At 69.7% G+C, this 17,403-nt stretch carries 16 protein-coding genes and 1 tRNA gene; 5 read left to right on the forward strand and 12 right to left on the reverse strand.

The features are described 5' to 3' along the window. The first annotated feature begins 103 nt into the window (after window positions 1-103). Together QOL69_RS02305 and QOL69_RS02310 are read left to right on the forward strand one after the other, a co-directional pair. A complete protein-coding gene (locus tag QOL69_RS02305; protein ID WP_283401881.1) occupies window positions 104-616 on the forward strand; it encodes a DUF2240 family protein in 513 nt (170 codons plus the stop codon). Next, window positions 617-1,042 carry a DUF7993 family protein gene (locus QOL69_RS02310; RefSeq protein ID WP_283401882.1) on the forward strand — a complete coding sequence of 142 codons (426 nt, stop codon included), beginning with the start codon at window positions 617-619 and terminating at the stop codon, window positions 1,040-1,042. A gap of 110 nt (window positions 1,043-1,152) precedes the next feature. On the opposite strand, the gene QOL69_RS02315 is transcribed toward QOL69_RS02310, so the two are convergent. Beyond that, window positions 1,153-3,060, reverse strand: coding sequence for a methyl-accepting chemotaxis protein (locus tag QOL69_RS02315; protein WP_283401883.1), 1,908 nt, complete (start codon window positions 3,058-3,060; stop codon window positions 1,153-1,155). A 304-nt stretch (window positions 3,061-3,364) separates the two neighbouring features. Here QOL69_RS02315 and QOL69_RS02320 point away from each other — a divergent pair, with 304 nt between their 5' ends. Beyond that, window positions 3,365-4,657: a DNA double-strand break repair nuclease NurA gene (locus tag QOL69_RS02320; protein ID WP_283401884.1), complete on the forward strand. Its 1,293-nt coding sequence runs from the start codon at window positions 3,365-3,367 to the stop codon at window positions 4,655-4,657. A 666-nt stretch (window positions 4,658-5,323) separates the two neighbouring features. On the opposite strand, the gene QOL69_RS02325 is transcribed toward QOL69_RS02320, so the two are convergent. The 9 genes from QOL69_RS02325 to QOL69_RS02365 all read right to left on the reverse strand — a co-directional run bounded on the left by QOL69_RS02325 (window position 5,324) and on the right by QOL69_RS02365 (window position 12,336). Continuing rightward, a complete protein-coding gene (locus QOL69_RS02325) occupies window positions 5,324-6,058 on the reverse strand; it encodes a CPBP family intramembrane glutamic endopeptidase (RefSeq protein WP_283401885.1) in 735 nt (244 codons plus the stop codon). A gap of 84 nt (window positions 6,059-6,142) precedes the next feature. Then, window positions 6,143-7,429, reverse strand: coding sequence for a phosphoglucose isomerase-related protein (locus tag QOL69_RS02330; RefSeq protein WP_283401886.1), 1,287 nt, complete (start codon window positions 7,427-7,429; stop codon window positions 6,143-6,145). 99 nt (window positions 7,430-7,528) lie between these two features. Continuing rightward, on the reverse strand, window positions 7,529-8,629 hold the full coding sequence (locus QOL69_RS02335; RefSeq protein WP_283401887.1) for a DoxX family protein: 1,101 nt from the start codon (window positions 8,627-8,629) through the stop codon (window positions 7,529-7,531). Between the two features lie 93 nt (window positions 8,630-8,722). Then, entirely contained in the window at window positions 8,723-9,283 is a 561-nt protein-coding gene (locus QOL69_RS02340) for a class I SAM-dependent methyltransferase (protein WP_283401888.1), read from the reverse strand. 22 nt (window positions 9,284-9,305) lie between these two features. Then, on the reverse strand, window positions 9,306-10,448 hold the full coding sequence (locus tag QOL69_RS02345; RefSeq protein ID WP_283401889.1) for an aminotransferase class V-fold PLP-dependent enzyme: 1,143 nt from the start codon (window positions 10,446-10,448) through the stop codon (window positions 9,306-9,308). A 62-nt stretch (window positions 10,449-10,510) separates the two neighbouring features. Continuing rightward, the gene (gene trxA / locus QOL69_RS02350) at window positions 10,511-10,852 is read right to left on the reverse strand and encodes a thioredoxin (RefSeq protein ID WP_048077831.1); all 342 of its coding nucleotides are present in this window, start codon (window positions 10,850-10,852) and stop codon (window positions 10,511-10,513) included. 246 nt (window positions 10,853-11,098) lie between these two features. Next, window positions 11,099-11,383 (reverse strand): translation initiation factor eIF-1A, encoded by a 285-nt coding sequence (locus QOL69_RS02355; RefSeq protein ID WP_006628131.1) that lies wholly within the window; start codon window positions 11,381-11,383, stop codon window positions 11,099-11,101. 87 nt (window positions 11,384-11,470) lie between these two features. After that, a complete protein-coding gene (locus QOL69_RS02360; RefSeq protein WP_283401890.1) occupies window positions 11,471-12,142 on the reverse strand; it encodes a P-loop nucleotide/nucleoside kinase family protein in 672 nt (223 codons plus the stop codon). Between the two features lie 119 nt (window positions 12,143-12,261). Beyond that, window positions 12,262-12,336 (reverse strand) — tRNA-Val (locus QOL69_RS02365). A gap of 230 nt (window positions 12,337-12,566) precedes the next feature. Here QOL69_RS02365 and QOL69_RS02370 point away from each other — a divergent pair. Beyond that, the gene (locus QOL69_RS02370; protein ID WP_283401891.1) at window positions 12,567-13,715 is read left to right on the forward strand and encodes a M24 family metallopeptidase; all 1,149 of its coding nucleotides are present in this window, start codon (window positions 12,567-12,569) and stop codon (window positions 13,713-13,715) included. A 36-nt stretch (window positions 13,716-13,751) separates the two neighbouring features. Here QOL69_RS02370 and QOL69_RS02375 read toward each other — a convergent pair whose 3' ends face one another. Beyond that, a complete protein-coding gene (locus QOL69_RS02375) occupies window positions 13,752-15,140 on the reverse strand; it encodes an NAD(P)/FAD-dependent oxidoreductase (protein ID WP_283401892.1) in 1,389 nt (462 codons plus the stop codon). A gap of 145 nt (window positions 15,141-15,285) precedes the next feature. Between QOL69_RS02375 and QOL69_RS02380 the strand changes: the two genes are divergently transcribed. Next, window positions 15,286-16,641 (forward strand): sodium-dependent transporter, encoded by a 1,356-nt coding sequence (locus QOL69_RS02380; protein ID WP_048077827.1) that lies wholly within the window; start codon window positions 15,286-15,288, stop codon window positions 16,639-16,641. A 39-nt stretch (window positions 16,642-16,680) separates the two neighbouring features. On the opposite strand, the gene QOL69_RS02385 is transcribed toward QOL69_RS02380, so the two are convergent. Then, window positions 16,681-17,337 (reverse strand): AIM24 family protein, encoded by a 657-nt coding sequence (locus tag QOL69_RS02385; RefSeq protein WP_283401893.1) that lies wholly within the window; start codon window positions 17,335-17,337, stop codon window positions 16,681-16,683. Window positions 17,338-17,403: the final 66 nt, after the last annotated feature.

Here is a 17,403-nt window from a genome sequence, read left to right on the forward strand (position 1 = left end):
TCGGTCGCGTTCGGCGTCGCCGGCGCGCTCGCCGGCCTGACTCGCACCCGCTCGCGATCCGGCGTTCGACACGTTTACGCGCCCGCCGAGCCGTCCGTCTCACATGAGCCTGGAGGTCGCCGTCGCCGCCCCGTTCAAGGCCGAAGCCCAAGACCGGCTCGGGCAGGGGGAGTTCGTCGTCGCGCTGTCGCTGGAGCGGGAGTGGTTCTCGCCCGATCAGGCGAAGCGGCTCGTCGACGTCGCGCTCGGGCGCGGCCTCCTCGCGTCCGAGGACGGCGACCTGGTCCCGCAGTTCGACCCCGCGGAGGTGACCCTCCCGGAGGGGTTCGCCCCTGACGAGTCGATTCTCCGCGAGCAGTCCACCTTCGAGAGCGCGCTCGACGCGGTCGTCGCGACCGGCGTCGAGAAGCAGCGCGCGGTCGCCGCGATCAACGAGCGACAGCGCGCGCTGGCGATCACCATCGAGGCCGCCGCGGTCCTCTACGCCCGAGAGCAGGGGGCCGCGGTCGACCGCCTCGCCGCCGACGTGCGCGAGGAACTCGCGGCCGAGGCGGACGAGGACGCGAACGACACGGGAGGGCCGGACGACGCGGCCGACGACTCGGAGGCCGCGTGAATGGTCACGGACCGCCTCACAGACGGCGTCCGGATCGCACAGCTGCTCGCCTCCGAGGTGACGGGCAGCGAGAGCCGGCTCCGCGGCCTGACGGTCGTCGACGCCGACCCGGACGTCGAGGCGACGACCGGCGGCGCGCTGGCGTACCGGATCGCCCGCGAGACGCCCGAAGACGGGAGCGACGCGGGGGACGCGGACGCTCCCCGCGAGACGGTCGCCGAGGTGTTCGTCCAGCCGGACCGCGCCCGGATCGAGGCGATCGCCGCCCCGGAGGCGGCCGCGACCGCGGCGACCGAGGCCGGCCTCCGCGTCCGTCCGAAGGCGGCGCGTCCGCCCCGAACGCTGGTGTTCGTCGAGGACGGCGCGCAGGTGAAGCGCGCGCTGACGGTCCTCGAAGCGATCCGAGGCGAGCCGAACGCCGGGTGACGGCGTCGCTCCGAATCCCGAGTGACGGCGTCGCTCCGAATCCCGAGTGACGGTATCGATCCGACCGCCGAACCGCAGAGAAAATCCCGTACCGGGCCGCCGTTATCGACTTACTCCGGCTGTCCGCCGTCGCCGACCGCGACGGTCGCCCCCGGACCGGTTCCGGGGTCGACCTCGTCGCCGGAGACGTCGAACTCGCGGACGAGCGACCCGAGCCGCTCGGCTTGCTCCGCGAGCGAGCCGGCCTCCGCCGTCGCGTCGCTCATCGCGGCCAGCTGCTCGTCCGCGGCCTCGGCGACCGCGTCGGCTTCGGTCGCGGTCGCCTGACTGATCTCCGCGACCTCCTCGGCCATCGAGACCGTCTCCTCCGTGCTGGCGGCCTGATCGTCGGTGGCGCGGCTGATCTCTCGGATCCCCTCGTCGGTCTCCTTCGCGTTGTCCGACACCTGCGAGAACGCGTCCGCGGCGTCCTCGACCGCTTCGGCACCCGCCGCGATGTTCTCTTCGGCGCTTCGGACGGCCGTCACCGTTCCCTCGGTCCGCGACTGCGTGTCGCCGATCAGCTCCTCGATCTCCGTAGCGGCGTCTTGGGTCTCCTCGGCGAGCTGTTTCACCTCGTCGGCGACGACGGCGAACCCGTCGCTGCCGCCGCCGCTCCCGCCGGCGCGCGCGGCCTCGATGTTCGCGTTCAGGGCGAGCAGGTTCGTCTGCTCTGCGATGTCGCCGATGAGGTCGACGATCTCGCCGATGTCCTCCATCCGGTCGTCGAGCTGCTGGACCGTTCCCGCGGCGGAGTCGAGCGCCTCGCGGGACTCCTCGACGCGCTCGATCGCGGTCTCCGCGGTCTCCTCGCCCTCGTCGGCGATGTCCGCGGTCTGCTCCGCGACCTCGACGACCGTCTGCGTCGAGGAGGCGACCTCCTCGATCGTCGCCGAGAGGTCGTTCATCTCGTCGGACACCTGTCTGAGCATCTCGCGCTGCTCGTCCGCGCCCTCGGCGATCTCGGTGACGGACTGACTCACGGTCTCGCTCCGGTCGCTCGCGGTCTCGACGCCGCGGACCGTGTTCTCGCTCGCGGTCGACACGTCCCGCGCGAACGACCGCACCTCGCCCATCGCCTCGTCGATGTCGTCCATCATCCCGTTGAACGCCGCGCCGATCTGCGCCATCGCCTCGCTCTCGCTGTCCGCGTCGAGCCGGACCGTCAGGTCGCCGTCGGCCGCGCGGTCCATCGCCGCGCTGTAGTCGTCGGCCTTCGTCTCCAAGTGACTGTTCAGGCGCTCGACCTCCTCGCGGCGCTCCTCGACCTCCGCCTTCGCCGCCTCGACGTCCTGTATCTCGGACTGTTTCCGTTCGGCCAGTTCGAGCTGTTCGCGGGCCGCCTCTCGGGACTTCTCGATCGAGTACCAGTTGACCATCAGCGCGCCGGAGAGCCCGAGGACGAAGAACGCGTGAATCCCGCCCCAGACGATCGGATTCTCGATCGCCGCGGCGTGGTTGTAGACGAGACTCGAGTCGATGAGGCTGAACGCGCCGTGGCCGACCGCCACGTACCCGACGCCGACGGCGAACGGGAGCCAGTCTTCGTACAGCGCGAGTATTCCGATGAACACGAAGAAGCTGAAGTGCGCCTCGATGTACCCGCCCGACAGCTTCACCAGCGCCATCGAGACGGTCATGAGGCTGAACGCCGTGAGCACCGTCCGCTGGCGGCGGCCGAGCCGCGACCAGTTCGCCAGCGCGGCGGTCGCGAGGACGACGGCGACGAACCCCCCGAGCATCCACAGCGGCGTCGCCGGAATCTGCGCCCCGGTGATCGATTCGGTCCCGCTGTACAGCCCCATCGCGATCAACACCGGCACCTGTATGACGGTCAAAATCAGGATGTTCCGGTGCCGCGGCTTCCACATTTCTTTCGGCATCGAGGTGCCGTCGGGGGTGTAGCGGATCACTTCTCGCACGCTCTCCGTCAGCCCGCCAGACCCCTCCGAGGGTACGCTGCTCGCAGTTTCTCCCATACGCGCCGGTTGTTGTTCGAGTTAAAAGCACATTCCCTCCAAGTATTAGCCCTGATACTGCCGTTCAGGTGTCGTAGCGTAGTTGACGGGGGGTAACAGGTTTAGCCGGCGAGTTACGGTCGGCGAAAGAAATTGCCGCTTCTCCCGCGGTAGTCGAAGCCGTTCCGTCAGCGGCGTGAGCCGCGTCCTCCTCGGGGCGCGACAGATGCGGCCCCGACTCGTTCCCCGACTACCGGTCGGCGCGCTCGCCGCCCGCGGTCTCCAAGCCGACGACTTTTATGTCGGGCCGGCCCGGTCTACGGCCGTGACGCTCGATCCGATCCACGTCGAGAACATCGCGCAGCTCGCGTACGGCATCGGTGGCGACGTGGACGCGACGGACCACGACGACCTCGCCGAGCGCGTCTGGCGTGAGTGGCTCCCCGAGCTGCGCCGCGAGGGTCGGGTCGTGATCGAGGCGCTCGGCGACCACGAGCGCCGACGGGCCGACATCGACGACGTCGCGCTCGCCGAGCGCCCGTTCGAGACGGTCCACGGCCTCGACTCCGGGACGATCAACCCCACGACGTTCAAGAACGGCCTCGTCGTCGACGTCGCGCACGCGGCGATGGCGAGTTCGCCGACGGATCTGGACCTCCACCGCGACCGGACCATCGTCGCGACTGTTCACGCCGGCGACTCGACCGCAGGCTTCGACAGCGAGTGGACGAAGCGCGACGAGAGCCACACGAAACAGCGCGTCCTCCACGTCCCGCGGGTGAACCGCTACGCGGAGCGGGTCGTCCACGCCCTCGCCTTATACCTCGCGGAGGGGACCCACGCGCTCGACCACGCCGACCGCGTCGACGGCCTCCTCGTCCTCGACGGCCCGATCTACCCGAAGGAGCTGTTCACGTGGACGGACCGGGACCCCGAGCTCGGCGAACTCGCCCGGGAGGCGAAGCCGCGCGGGGTCATCGAGAAGTACGTCCGGCTCGTCGAGCGGTTCGTCGAGCGCGACGTGCCGCTGGCCGGGTTCGTGAAAAATCCCGCGAGCGGCACCGCGGTCCGGGCGCTCGCGCGCGCCGGCGTCGAGTCGCCGTGGCCCGACGACACCGCGCTGTTCACGCGGCTGTTGGAGCGGCGCGACCCCGACCACCGATCCGCCGGAGGTGACGGTGGCGGCGACCGCGCCGCCGACCGTGGCGCGCGGCTCGACGACGACCTCACCTTCACCACGTGGTTCCGGAGTCGTGGCGGCGCGGACGCGGCGATGGCCGCCGACGAGGACGCGCTCGGCGTCGACCGCGAGCTCGACCCGGAGCTGTACGAGGTCACGTTCATGGTCGTCTACGACCCCCGCACAGACGTGACGTACAAGCTGGAGGCCCCGTACGCGTTCACGCGCGACCCCGACACCCGCGAGCGGCTCACTCGGCAGGTCGTCGCCGAGGTGGCGGCGACGCGCGGCCCGCCCGAGCCGGTCGCGAAGGCGGACGAGCTGGCGCGGATCTCGGCCACCGAGAAGGCGGCGCTCCGCCGGAAGTTCGAGGAGCGTCTGGGTAGCGACCAGCAGGCGACCTACGACGACCTCCGATGGGGGAAGGCGGAGTTTTGAGACACGACGAAGTGGTGGCGCGCGCCTGCGAGGCCGCCTCGCGGCCGAGCAGCACGCGCGAGGGAGTCGCTGGCGGTCGGAGCGAAGCGAAGACCGCCAGCGACGAGGCTGGGGAGGCGTGAGGTGCGGGTGCGGTCCCGCGAGCGACCGGAGGGAGCGAGCGGGAGTACGGAAGTCGCAGCCTGCGCAGCGAACGCAGTGAGCGAGCAGGAACGTCTTCCGGTGGTGCTGCGCGGGGCGGGACTCGAAGGGGCAGCCGCGAGGGCGACGCACGGCGACACAAGCACCGCAACGAGGGAGCGGTAGCGACCGAGTGAGGAGCGCAGCGAGCCGCGCGAGTCCTCGCGGCTGGGGCTTCGGCGGTCGTGTCCAAGTCGGTGACCGCGTATCGCCGAGCGACTGGGGCTTCGGCGGTCGTGTCCAAGTCGGTGACCGCGTATCGCCGAGCGACTGGGGCTTCGGCGGTCGTGTCCAAGTCGGTGACCGCGTATCGCCGAGCGACTGGGGCTTCGGGGGTGTTCATGTCAATCAGCGATTTATCAACACTAGCGCCATCATACAGCCGAGCGACTGGGGCTTCGGGGGTCTCGATTGTGACGAAAGCAACTGCGTCGTAGCGAGCGGATACGCCTTCAGCGCCCCCAAAGAGTGATCGTTTTTTCGGTCTCAGACCACCTGCGCGAGCAACACCACGTAGGTGACCGCGTTGTACACACCGTGTACCAGCCCGGGGACCACCACGTTGTCCGTCCACTCGTAGAACGCGCCGAGGACCGCTCCCAACACGACGACGACGCCGACGTACGCCCACTGCTCGACCATCGTTCCGGAGACCGCGGGCAGGTGGATCAGCCCGAACGCGACGCTCGCGATGAGTATCGCGGGGGCGGCGTCGAACGCGCGCCGGATCCCGCCCTGAACGACGCCGCGAAACAGCAGTTCCTCGACCGGGCCGACCACCGCGAGCGACACCGCGATCATCGCGAGGTAGTAGGTGACCGGGTCGCCGCCCGGGACGACCGCCTGGTTCTGCCCGGTCGAGAGGCCGATCTGATCGAGCGCGAACAGGGCCCCGTACTGGAACCCGAAGAGGAGGACGCCGCCGCCGACGATGATCCCCGCCTCGCGGGCGGTCGGCCGGGAGGCGCGAGCGAGGTCCCACTGGTCGGTGACGGCGAGGTACCCCGCGATCGCGGCGACGAACCCGGCGAACTGGAGCAGGGTCTGGAGCAGCCGGTAGCCGTTCGATCCCTCCGACACTAGCCCGAGGGAGGCGGCAAGGTTCGTTCCGGGCACGGTGACTGCGTTCGCGACGAGGAACGCGAACACGATCGCGAACAGCGCGCTCGCGACGCGAGTCAATCGCTCGCCGACCGCCGCCGCGGGGGGGTCGTCGCTCATCGCCGGCGATACGGCTCGCGGCGGTTTAGACGCACCGGAAGGGACCGGGGGCGTCGGTTCTCTCGCGAGTGTCGATTCGCGGCGTCAGTCGATCCGGAGTTCGCGCTTCTCCGTGACGGCCTCGGCCTCCTCGAAGTCGCCGCCGCCGAGCAGTCCGCGGGCCGCCTTCTTCCCCCACTCGACCGCGGGCTGGGTGAACGTCGAGACGCTCGCGAGCTCGCCGTACAGCACGCAGGCCGCCTCCATTCCGTAGAGCAGCTCACCGAGGCTTCGCTCGTCGACGCGGTCGATCTCGACGCGCACGTTGGGAACGTCCGCCGCCGCGAGGCTCGCCTCGGTCGCCTCGAACTCGGCGTCGAGCAGCCCGCCGAGCGACGAGCCGCCGAGGTACGCCAGCCCGTCGAGGTCGGTCTCGGGGATCGGCACGTCGGCGCGCTCGGTCGGGCGCACGAGCGTCACCAGTTTGTCCGGCGGCCCGGCGCGATACAACTGGAGCTGGGAGTGCTGGTCGGTCGCGCCGAGCGCCCGGGCGGGAGTCTGGCCCAGCCCGTCCTTGCCGAGACTCTCGGCCCACAGCTGTGCGAACCACTCCGCGAACGTCTCCAGCGACTCGGCGTACGGCATCACGGCGTTGGTGAGCGCGCCGCGCTCCGCGAGCGCGTACGTCGCCGCGCCGTACGCGTAGGCGGGCGACTCGTACAGCGACCCCGACAGCGACTCCATCCCGTCGCGGCCGCCCGCAAGGACGGCCGCGACGTCGTGGCCCTGAAGCGCGGCGACCGCGAGGCCGACCGTCGACAGCGCCGAGAAGCGGCCGGGGACCCCGTCCGGAACCGGCAGCGAGGGCAGGTCGTGGCGGTCGGCCAGCTCCCGGAGGTTCCCCTCCTCGCCGGTGGTGACGAGGGTGCGGTCGGTCCAGTCGACGCCCGCGTCGGCCATCGCCTCGCGGACGACGAGGAAGTTCGCGAGCGTCTCCGCGGTCGTCCCTGACTTCGAGACCACGTTGACGACGGTGTCGTTGAGCGGGAGGTCAGCGAGGAGCCGCCGTGTGTCGTCGGGATCGACGTTGTCGAGGACGTACGCGTCCACGTCGCTTTCGAGCGCCGTTGCGAGCGTCGCTGCGCCGAGCGCGCTCCCGCCGATGCCGACCGTCAGCACCGCCTCGGGGCGGTCGAACCCGTCGACCGCGGCGTAGATCGCGTCCGGGTCCGCGGTCTCGGGGAGGTTCAGGGCTGCGTACCCGAACTCCTCGTCGGCCATTCCGCCCGCGATCCGCTCGTGCGCGGCCGCAACGCGGTCGTCGAGTCTGTCCAGCGTCTCCGTCGTGAGCCCGGGAGTCGTCTCCAGAGCGTTGCCGAGGTCGACGTTCATACTCGTCTCACCGCGCGAGAGCTACTTAAAAACCGCCGACCGGAGCGGACACCGATCGGAGCGGATGCCGGTCGGACGGACGCCGACTGGAGTGGACCGTCAGTCCGCCGCCGCGACCGGCTCCTCGTCGCCGAGCGCGGGACGACCGACCCACCGGTCGAACGACAGCGGCCCGGAGCCGAGCGTGAAGACGGCAGACGCCATGCCGAACAGCGCGACGTGCGCGAGGACGGGGTCGTCCGGGAGCCCGAACAGCGTCGTGGTGAACAGCACGAACGAGAGCGCGGCCGCGCCGCGGGTGAAAAAGCCCGCGATGAGCGCCAGCCCCACCGCGACCTCGGTCACGCCGGCACCGACGACCCACAGTCCGGGGTCGACCGGAACGACCGACGTGAGGTCGTACTTCTCGACGACGAGGAGCGCGCTGCCGGGGTCTGCGAGCTTCTGGATCAGCCCGAGGTAGACGAACGAGACGCCCATCCCGACCCGGAGTACCGTCGGCACGTACCGCCGCAGCGGGGCTGTCGATTCGTCGAGGAACGACTTCAGGTGGTGGACCGGGTCGATCCGGCCGTAGTACGACCCCGGCGTGCTCGCGACCTCTAACAGCATGTCGTCCGCGCTCGGTCGGCCGCCGCCGAGGATCACCAGCGCGACGAACACCGGGACGTACTCCACCGCGAGGACGACGGACGAGTCGACGGCGAGGAACACCCACGCGTACGTCGCCAGCCCGACCGCCGAGACGATCCGAGTCCCGAGCCCGAAGAGAATGAAGAACCCAAGTCCGATGAAAAGCACCCGGAGGAACGGGTTCACTGCGGTGTTAAACGAGAGCGTCGGCGCGAAGAGGTACCCCTGGAAGCCAGCGCCGACGAGAGGGAGTCCGACGGCGAGCCGCAGCATCCACGGGACGAGGTCGCCGTAGCCGGCGAGCTTCTCGCGGAGGACGACCACGTCGACGATGGTGGGTCGCACCCACAGGTAGGCGGCGAGTCCGACGAGCGCGACGAGCCCCGAGCCGGCGAAAAGCGCCGCGTTGAACGGCTCCGAGAGCACGTCGACGACGAACGTCACCGCGTCCATCGGGTCGCCGGAGTCCTCGGTAACGTAGTCGACGTGGGCCGCGACCGGTCGCGCGACGAGCGTCGCGAGCAGGGCGAGCACGGCCGTGGCGGCTGATCGGAAACGAGCGACCATACCTCGTCTACGGGCCGGACGCACCTAACGGTATTTCTTCACGAACGTTCAAATCGGACGCTGAGGCGCTCGTTCCTCGAGCTCGGCGGTCGCCTACGGTGCCCGAGCGACGACGCCGAACGTCTCCGTGCGCGTCGAGGCGGAGTCGACCTCGAACCCCGCCGCCTCCAGCGCCGCGACGGCGTCGGCGGCGGTGAACCGCTCGTCGACCGGGGGTCCGTGGTCGCCGTCGCCGTCCGCCGACCAGTCGAACACGACGAGCGGTCCTCCGGCGCGGACCGCCCGGGCGATCTCCGTGAGCGCTTCCGGGCTCGCGAACTCATGGTAGGTCATCGTCGAGAACGCGCCGTCGAGTTCGTCGTCCGCGAACGGGAGGTCCGCGACGTCGCTCGCGACCAGTTCGACGTTCTCGGGGACGCCCTTCTCGCGGTAGTACTCGTGCATCTCCGGCTGGACGTCGACGCCGTAGACGGTCTCGACGCGCTCGGCGACGTCGTCGGTGTAGAATCCGGTGCCGCTCCCGAGGTCGGCAAGGACGCCGAACTCACCGGCCGCGAACGGCCCGACGACCTCCTCCGCGGACACCCAGCGGTACCGCACCGCCGCCCGCTCTAACCGGTCCGCCCCGTCCGCGTCGAACGTGTGGAATCCCATGTGCGACCCTGGACGGCCAGCGCTAAAACTCCTCCTCGAGCCCGTCAAGGAGCCGGTCGATCTCCGCCTCGGTCGAGACGGCGTGGACCGACGCCCGGATCCCGTCCGGACCCGGCAGCGACCGGACGACGACGCCCTCATCGGCGAGCCGGTCGACGGTCGCTTCCGGGTCGTCGACGTCGATCGTGACGAGCCCGGACTCGTACGCTTGCGGACTGAGAAGGTGGTCGTCCGGAACGCCCGCCTTCAGGCGGTCCGTGAGCGACTCGATCCGGGACTCGATCGCGTCGAGCCCGACCGCGTCGATCGCGTCGAGCGCCTCGACGAGACCGACGTGGGCCGCGGCGGTCGTCGTTCCCACCTCGAAGCGTCCCGCGCCGGGCTTGAACTCGATCTCGTCGCCCTCGGGGTCCGCGACGCTCCGGTAACCGACCGCGCGCGGCGCGAGGTCGGCCGCGGCGTCGCGGTCGACGTAGAGGAACCCGGCCCCCCACGGGCCGAGCGTCCACTTGTGGCCGGCGGCCGCGACCGCGTCGGCCCCCCACCCGCTCACGTCCATCGGGACCTGCCCGGGTGACTGGACCGCGTCGACGAGGGTGAACGCGCCGGCGTCGTCGGCGATCTCGACGAGATCTCGCACCGGGAGTCGGGTGCCGTGGGTCCACGTGATCGCGCTGAAACAGACCAGTCGAGCGTCGGCGACCGCCTCGGTGTACTCGTCGCGGTCGACGCGGCCGTCCTCGGTCTCCAGCACGCGCACTTCGACGCCCTCGCGTTCGAGCCGCTGCCACGGGAGGACTCCCGCCGGGTGTTCGAGGTCGGTCCGGACGACGACGTCTCCCGGCTCCCAGTCGATCGCGCCGGCGACGCGGGCGATCCCGTCGCTCGTGCTCTCGGTCAGGGCGACCTCCTCGGGGTCCGCGCCGACGAACGCCGCGATCCGCTCGCGAACCGCCTCGTACGTCTCGAAGGCGTACTCGTAGGGGTCGGTCGTCGCGGAGCCGTACTCGTGGTCTGCGACGAAGGAGCCGGCCGCCTCGACGACGTACTCCGGGCTGGGCCCGTGCGCGCCGAAGTTGAAGTACGCCGCGTCGCCGAGCGCGGGGATGTCCGCGCGGAGTTCTCTCGGGGTCATACCGTTGTCATCGAGTGTTACCCTTCTCATGGTGTCGGTTTCCGTGGTCCGGAATCGGCGGTTGTCGGGCGAACGCGGTGCGACGCGGGGGTTCAGGCGGAGGGCTCGGCGACCGCGTCGACGAGCGCCTGTTCGGTCTGCGCGCCGACCATCTGATCGGCTAACTCGCCGTCCGAGAACACGAGCAGAGTCGGAATACTCTGGACGCCGTACTCGCCGGCCAGCGCCTGATGCTCGTCGACGTCAACCTTCAGCACCGCCGCGTCGGTGTCGCTCGCGACCGCCTCGACCGCCGGCTCCATCATCTGACACGGACCGCACCAGTCGGCGTAGAAGTCGACGAGGACGACGTCGTGGTCGGCGACGTGCGCGTCGAACGCGTCGGTGTCGGCTAGCCGAATCGGCTCTGCGGGAGCAGCTTCTGTCGAACTCATATCAGTGGGTACGCGCCTCGCCGTAATAATGGTTTTGGATAGTACTCACAATACTGTACACGAATAGAGAACGGCGATCTCAGTATCTCCGGTGTCCGGCGGCTCGCAGATATCTCTCGTGGTCCCGTGTCGCTCGCGAAGCCACCGGAGGCGGTGGACCGTTCGTCGAGAAGAAGTCAGATTGGAGGGCGGTCAGCGGCGATCTGCCATGTTCGGCTGCTACGCAGGGCGTGAACTCGCGCTCGATTACTGAATGTGGCCTTCGCGGCGGAGCTGGTCGGCATCCTCGTCCTCGTACCGCCACTCGACGTTCGCCTTCTCGTCCTGCCAGTCCCACGGCTCGGCGAGGACCACGTCCCCCTCGCTGATCCACGTGCGATACTTCATCCGACCGGGGATCCGACCGAGTCGCTCCACGCCGTCGGCGCAGCGCAGCTGAACGTGGTTGCCGCCGAGGTGTTCCGTCACCACGGCGAACACTTCGTCGTCGTTGGGCATCCGCAGGTTCTTCCGCCCGGATTCTTCGCTCATACCTTCCGTTGTGCGTTCGCCCGTATAAGTGATTTGAGACGTGTGCGCCCGCTCGTCACGCCATCTGTTCACATACCGAGCGCGTCCTCACTCGGCGTCGGTGACCGTCGCCGCCCGGTCGTCGCGGTCGGCGGTCGCACCCTTGGCGAACGCGGCGTCGACCTGCGCGAACGTCTCCGCCTCCGTGCCGGAGTTGTCGACGACGACGTGGTCGCCGGCGACCTCGTCGAACAGCTCCTTGAAGTGGAGGTGGATCTCGAAGTCCGCGTCGCTGATCCCGTCCCGGCGCTCGATCCGTCGCTCGACGACGTCCTCGTCGCAGTCGACCTCGACGAGGTCGAACGCCCCCGCGGTCTCTGCGGCCGTCTCGCGGGCCTCCGCCCGGAACCGACCGTCCGCGAACGTCGCGTCGAGGACGACGGCGTCGCCCGCGTCGATGTCCTCGCGAGCCCGGGCGAGGAGTTCGTCGTAGACGGCCTCCGTCTCCGCGTCGGTGTACTCGGGGTCGTCGAACAGCTCCTTCCGTATCACGTCGGTCCGCCGTATCCGCCCGTCGACGTGGTCCGCGATCCGCTCGGCGACGGTCGTCTTGCCGACGCCGGGCAGTCCGCAGACGACGACCAGTCGCCCGGTCGACGGCGCGTCGGCGGCGGTCGAGGCGGCCGATTCTGCCGCCGTCGGAGCGAGAGAATCCGCCGTGTCACGGTTCGAAGTCGGCGATTCGGACCCGTCCAGCGCTCGACCGCCTCGGTCACTCATCTACCCGGATCCTCCGGAGTGAAGTAAAAGAAACTTCGCATCGCTCCACGCTCAAAGGGCGGGTCAGTCCCCCGCGTCGAGACCGGTCGCTGTCGCTCGTCGTCGCGGGAAATTAGGAGTGGGTTGGGGCGGATTTGAACCGCCGGCCTCCTCCATGTCAAGGAGGTGTCATAACCGGACTAGACTACCAACCCGAAGGGGCTTACTGACGCATCTCGTCGTTTCCGTGGAACGTAATTGAACCTTTCGTTTCGGGCTTCGCGTCGGGGGCGTCGGGCGAATCGATCGGATGACAGCGCGGTGACGACTCCCGATTCCGACGCCTCTCCGACTCCGCGCCCGTTACCGGTCCGTTACGCTCCGCGCGCCGACCGATCCCGATCGGTTCCGACCGGTTTTACTGGCCCGGCGAGAGTCCGTCCGTATGGTCGACCTCTCCGCCCGCACCGACAGGCTCGACGCGTACTTAGACGAGCGCGGGCTCGAAGCGGTCTGGTTCGCGCGCCCCAACGGATTCGCGTGGCTCACCGGCGGCGACAACGTCGTCGACGCCGACGCGACGACGGGCGTCGCCGCCGCCGGCTACGACGGTGACCTCCGCGTCGTCACCGACACCATCGAAGTGGAGCGGCTCGCCGACGAGGAGCTCCCGGAGGCGTTCGCGGTCGAGTCGTTCCCGTGGCACGCCGGCTCGCTCGCCGAGGCGGTCGCCGAGCGGTCGCCCGCGCCCGCCGCCGCGGACTTCGACGTTCCCGGCTTCGAGACCGTCGACGGGAGCCGGCTCAGACAGCCCCTCACCGACGACGACGTCGAGCGCTACCGCGAGCTGGGCCGCGAGGTCGCCGCCGCCGTCGAGACCGTCTGTCGGAACCTCGAACCGGACGACCCGGAGTACGAGGTCGCGGCCGGCATCGACATCTCGCTCGCCTCGCGCGACGTGGACACCCCGGTCGTGCTCGTCGGCGGCGCGGGACGCGCCCAGTCCTACCGCCACTACACGCCGAGCGACGCGGCGCTCGGCGACTACGCGCTCGTGTCAGTCACCGGCGAGCGCGCGGGGCTGTACGCCTCGATGACGCGGACCGTCGCCTTCGACGCGCCCGACTGGTTCGAGGAGCGACACCGCGCCGCGGCGCGCGTCGAGGCGACCGCGATCCGCGCCACCGAGGCCGCCGCGGCCGGGACCCTCTCCGGCGGCGACGCCGTCGACGCTCCCGACGGTGCGGGCGGTCCCGACGACGCGGGCGACGTCTTCGAGGTCATCCAAGCCGCGTACGACGCGGTCGGCTTCCCGGGCGAGTGGGAGAACCACCATCAGGGCGGGGCGGCCGGGTTCGCGGGTCGGGAGTGGATCGCGACGCCAGACGGCGACGAGCCGGTTCAACGACCGATGGGCTACGCATGGAACCCGACGGTTCAGGGGACGAAAAGCGAGGACACGCACCTCGTCGCGTCGGACCTGACGGAGCGGCTCACCAAGACGGGGCGGTGGCCGAGCCACGAGGCAGAGCCGGTCGACGTGGCGGGGATCGAGACGGAGCCGGTAGAGCTTGCGGCTCCCGTGATCCGGTAGTCAAACCGGGAGAACGGTCGAAGCGACCGCCGGGCGTCAGTAGACGTACTCGCTCTCGTCGATGCCGACGTAGTCTCTCTTCACGCGCCGCTTGTTCCACTTGTAGCCGAGGAGGAGCTTCGCCGACTCCCAGCCGGACCGGTACGGCTGCGCGAGCAGGCCGTCGCTCGCTCCGGCGGCGAGCATCGCGTCGGCCGCCCCGATGACCCGGTCCCAGTCGTCCGGTCCGTAGTCGGCGACCATGTCGGCCATCGTCACGTTGCGGACGACCTCGTCGCCGATCGCCTCCTTCCAGCGGCGGTTGTACGCGGCCAGGTCGCCCTCGGCGGCGAGTTTGCCGGCGATCGCGCCGGTGCGGACGGCGACGTGGTCGCCCCCCTCGTGGAACGCCGAGGTCGTCCCCATCGCGCCGCCGGCGACCGCGATGCCGGCCTCGACCGGCGAGTCGATCGGTCGGGTCGAGGAGATCGGGTAGGTCTCCGTCCCGTTCCGCTTGCCGGCCTCCTCGACGACGGGGAAGTCCTCCTCGACGTCGTACTCGTCGCCGTACTGCCACTCCAAGAGCCGGCGGACGTACTCGCTCCCCTGCGGGATCGACTCGTCGTCGGCGTCGAGCAGCGCGTACGCGTCGCGGTCGAACTCGTCGACGTCGAGCCCGATCGGCATCGTGAGCCCGATCCGGCAGACGCCGTCGGCGTTCGGGAAGATCCACGGGTATGCGGTCTCGCCGGGCATCACGCCCCACCAGAAGACGAGGGCGTCGTTCACCTCCTCGAAGACGGCATCCGGGACGTGCCGGTACTCCTGGTACGCGATGTGGTTCGCGGTCCGGGAGGCTAAACGCTCGGAGGCCTGTGCGTCCGCGGGCAGGTACTCGTCGAGGACCCGATTCGTGACGGTCCGCTGGGGTCCGTCGGCGAGCACCACGAAGTCCGCGCCGACCGCGTCCCCGTCCGCGAGTTCGAGGGTGTGGCGCGGGTCGTCGCCGCCGGGCGTCACCGAGAGGTCGGTGTCGACGCCGCGGACGGAGACGCCGGCCCGGTACTCCGCACCAGCGTCCTCCGCGCGGTCGCGGAGCCAGTCGTCGAAGCGTGCGCGCTGGAAGGTGTACCCGAACTTGTCGTACGAGGAGTCGATGCCGGTGGATTCGAGCGTCGCCGCCTCCTCCGGGCCACGGAACTCCGCGCGGTTCAGCTCGCGCTGAACGACCCCGTCGTCGAACTCGTCGGGGTGGATCCCCATGATGTCGACCCAGTAGTCGAGGATGCCCGCGGCGTCGGTCGAGTCGGGACCGAGCCGGTCGCGGTCGGCTCTGGGGACTCCCTTTTCGAGCACGAGCGCGTCAGCGCCGCCGGTCGCGGCCGCGTGCGCTGCGGAGGACCCCGCCGGACCGCCACCCACGATCGCGACGTCTACGCGTTCCATACCCCGTGAGGTAGCCGTCCGGCTATTAAATTCACGGTCGGGACTCGATTCAGGGGTGATTGGACGAACGATCAGGAATGTTCGTTACCTGTCTCAGCGCCGGAGAGACACGTTTTTACGCCGCAACGGAATTTCTCCGGTATCAATGGCACGCGAGACATGGGCGACGCGAGCGGGGTTCATCCTCGCCGCGGTCGGTAGCGCGGTCGGACTCGGGAACATCTGGAGATTCCCGTTCATCACCGGCCAGTACGGCGGATCGTCGTTTCTGATCACCTATCTGGCGTTCGTCGCGCTGATCGGATTCCCGGCGATCCTCGTCGAGTTCGTCATCGGACGCCGGACCGACCGGAACCCGGTCGGCGCGCTGCGTGAACTCGGCAGCGGCGCGTGGTCGTACGCCGGCTGGCTGTTCGTCGTCACCGGGTTCATCATCCTCTCGTACTACAGCGTCGTCGCGGGCTGGTTCCTCCGGTACACGCTCATCGGGATCACCGAAGGGTTCACCCTCACCGATCCGTCCGAGGCCGAGGCGCTGTTCGGCACGGTCTCGACCGGACTCGACACGCTCCTCTTCCACGCCGTCTTCATGCTGCTCGTCATCGGCATCATCGCCGCCGGCGTCCGGCGCGGGATCGAACTGAGCGTGAAGGTGATGGTCCCCGCCATCCTCGTCCTCCTGCTCGGACTGGCCGCGTACGGATTCACCCTCGACGGCGCGAGCGCGGCGTACGCCTACTACCTCTCGCCCGACTTCGGAACGATCGCGGCGAACTGGACGGAAATCCTGCCGGCCGCCGCCGGACAGGCGTTCTTCACGCTGTCGCTCGGGATGGGCGTGATGATCACCTACGCCTCCTACCTCGGCGAGGACCGGAACCTCGCGGCCGACGCGGGGATCATCGCGACGCTCGACACGCTCGTCGCCGTCCTCGTCGGCTTCGTCGTTTTCCCGATCCTCTTCTCGGTGGGGATCGAGCCGGGAACGGGCGGTCCCGGCGCGATCTTCGTGAGCCTCACGTCGGCGTTCGCCGGCATCCCCGGCGGCCGGATCCTCGGCGTCGTCTTCTTCGGGATGGTCGGGATCGCCGCGCTCTCCTCGGCGATCAGCATCCTCGAAGTGCTGGTCTCGTACCTGATCGACGAGGTCGGCGTCGCTCGGGTCCCGGCGTCGGCCGCGCTCGGCGTGGCGGTCTTCCTGCTCGGAGTGCCCGTCACCGTCGACCTGATCTTCCTCGACCTGTACGACTTACTCGCCGACGGAATCCTGCTCGTGCTCGGGTCGCTGCTGCTCGCGCTGTTCGTCGGCTGGGTAATCCCCGACATCGCTCGCGACGAACTGCGACAGGGACTCGACGGCCTCGGCGGGCTCGGCGACGCGTGGATCTGGGCCGTCCGGATCCCGATCGTGATCGTCGTGATCGTCTCGCTGTACCTCGGGATCGTCGACTACGCCAACTTCCTCACCGGCGGCTTCGCCGAGTGGCTGGCGGCGCGGTAGGCCGATACGGGGGGCCGACGTGTCGGTGTCGGCCCCGTCTCAGGCGTGCTCCTCGCGCGGCTGGACGACGACGAACCCGCCGTCGCCGTCGAACCGCATCTGATACCGCTCGCCCGACTCCTGACCGACCATGTCCGAGAGGCTGCGGTTGACCTCCACGTCCGGCGAGGTGCCGCCCCACGCGACGGTCGCGCCGGGGTCGGTCGCCACCGGCGGCTCCAAGACGATCGGGTCGCCGTGCGTCGTGAGCGCGACGTAGCCCGGCCCTTCGAGGTAGACGTTGCTGAACCCGCCCGCGAGCGCGCCGGCGAGGCTGTCGATGGTGTTGATCTCGTAGGAGAGCGACTCCTCGAACGCGAGCACGTCCTCGCCGTTGACGGTGATCGACTCGTCGGCACCGAGTTCGATCACCTGTACCTTCTTGCCGTCGTCCGCGAAGTAGACGTGTCCGTCACCCTCGACGGCCATGATCGGCGTCCCTTCGCCCGTGGCGGCCTCCTTGAGGAAGCCGGTGATGCCCCCTTCCGCGGAGGCCTTTCCGGTGAACGAGACGTCGCCCGTGTACGCGACCATCGAGCCGGCCTTCGCCATGACGGTCCCGGTGACCGCGACGTCTAAGGTGTAGCTGTTCTCGCGCTGGAACGGTTCCGCGCTGTCCGTCGGTGCGTTCTCGGCGGTGAACTGATCGAGATTCATCGTGCGGGGACCGAACCGTCTCGGTTCGGCTGTACGGAGGTTCCGCGCTGTCGGTTAAGAAGGTAC

It is taken from the genome of Halorubrum sp. DM2 (assembly GCF_901686465.1).
Classification (GTDB): domain Archaea; phylum Halobacteriota; class Halobacteria; order Halobacteriales; family Haloferacaceae; genus Halorubrum.

Coding starts and splice junctions, on each gene's coding strand:
- QOL69_RS02305 (WP_283401881.1), top strand. CDS start 104: ATGAGCCTGGAGGTCGCCGTCGCCGCCCCGTTCAAGGCCGAAGCCCAA.
- QOL69_RS02310 (WP_283401882.1), top strand. CDS start 617: ATGGTCACGGACCGCCTCACAGACGGCGTCCGGATCGCACAGCTGCTC.
- QOL69_RS02315 (WP_283401883.1), bottom strand. CDS start 3,060: ATGGGAGAAACTGCGAGCAGCGTACCCTCGGAGGGGTCTGGCGGGCTG.
- QOL69_RS02325 (WP_283401885.1), bottom strand. CDS start 6,058: ATGAGCGACGACCCCCCCGCGGCGGCGGTCGGCGAGCGATTGACTCGC.
- QOL69_RS02330 (WP_283401886.1), bottom strand. CDS start 7,429: ATGAACGTCGACCTCGGCAACGCTCTGGAGACGACTCCCGGGCTCACG.
- QOL69_RS02335 (WP_283401887.1), bottom strand. CDS start 8,629: ATGGTCGCTCGTTTCCGATCAGCCGCCACGGCCGTGCTCGCCCTGCTC.
- QOL69_RS02340 (WP_283401888.1), bottom strand. CDS start 9,283: ATGGGATTCCACACGTTCGACGCGGACGGGGCGGACCGGTTAGAGCGG.
- QOL69_RS02345 (WP_283401889.1), bottom strand. CDS start 10,448: ATGAGAAGGGTAACACTCGATGACAACGGTATGACCCCGAGAGAACTC.
- trxA (WP_048077831.1), bottom strand. CDS start 10,852: ATGAGTTCGACAGAAGCTGCTCCCGCAGAGCCGATTCGGCTAGCCGAC.
- QOL69_RS02355 (WP_006628131.1), bottom strand. CDS start 11,383: ATGAGCGAAGAATCCGGGCGGAAGAACCTGCGGATGCCCAACGACGAC.
- QOL69_RS02360 (WP_283401890.1), bottom strand. CDS start 12,142: ATGAGTGACCGAGGCGGTCGAGCGCTGGACGGGTCCGAATCGCCGACT.
- QOL69_RS02370 (WP_283401891.1), top strand. CDS start 12,567: ATGGTCGACCTCTCCGCCCGCACCGACAGGCTCGACGCGTACTTAGAC.
- QOL69_RS02375 (WP_283401892.1), bottom strand. CDS start 15,140: ATGGAACGCGTAGACGTCGCGATCGTGGGTGGCGGTCCGGCGGGGTCC.
- QOL69_RS02380 (WP_048077827.1), top strand. CDS start 15,286: ATGGCACGCGAGACATGGGCGACGCGAGCGGGGTTCATCCTCGCCGCG.
- QOL69_RS02385 (WP_283401893.1), bottom strand. CDS start 17,337: ATGAATCTCGATCAGTTCACCGCCGAGAACGCACCGACGGACAGCGCG.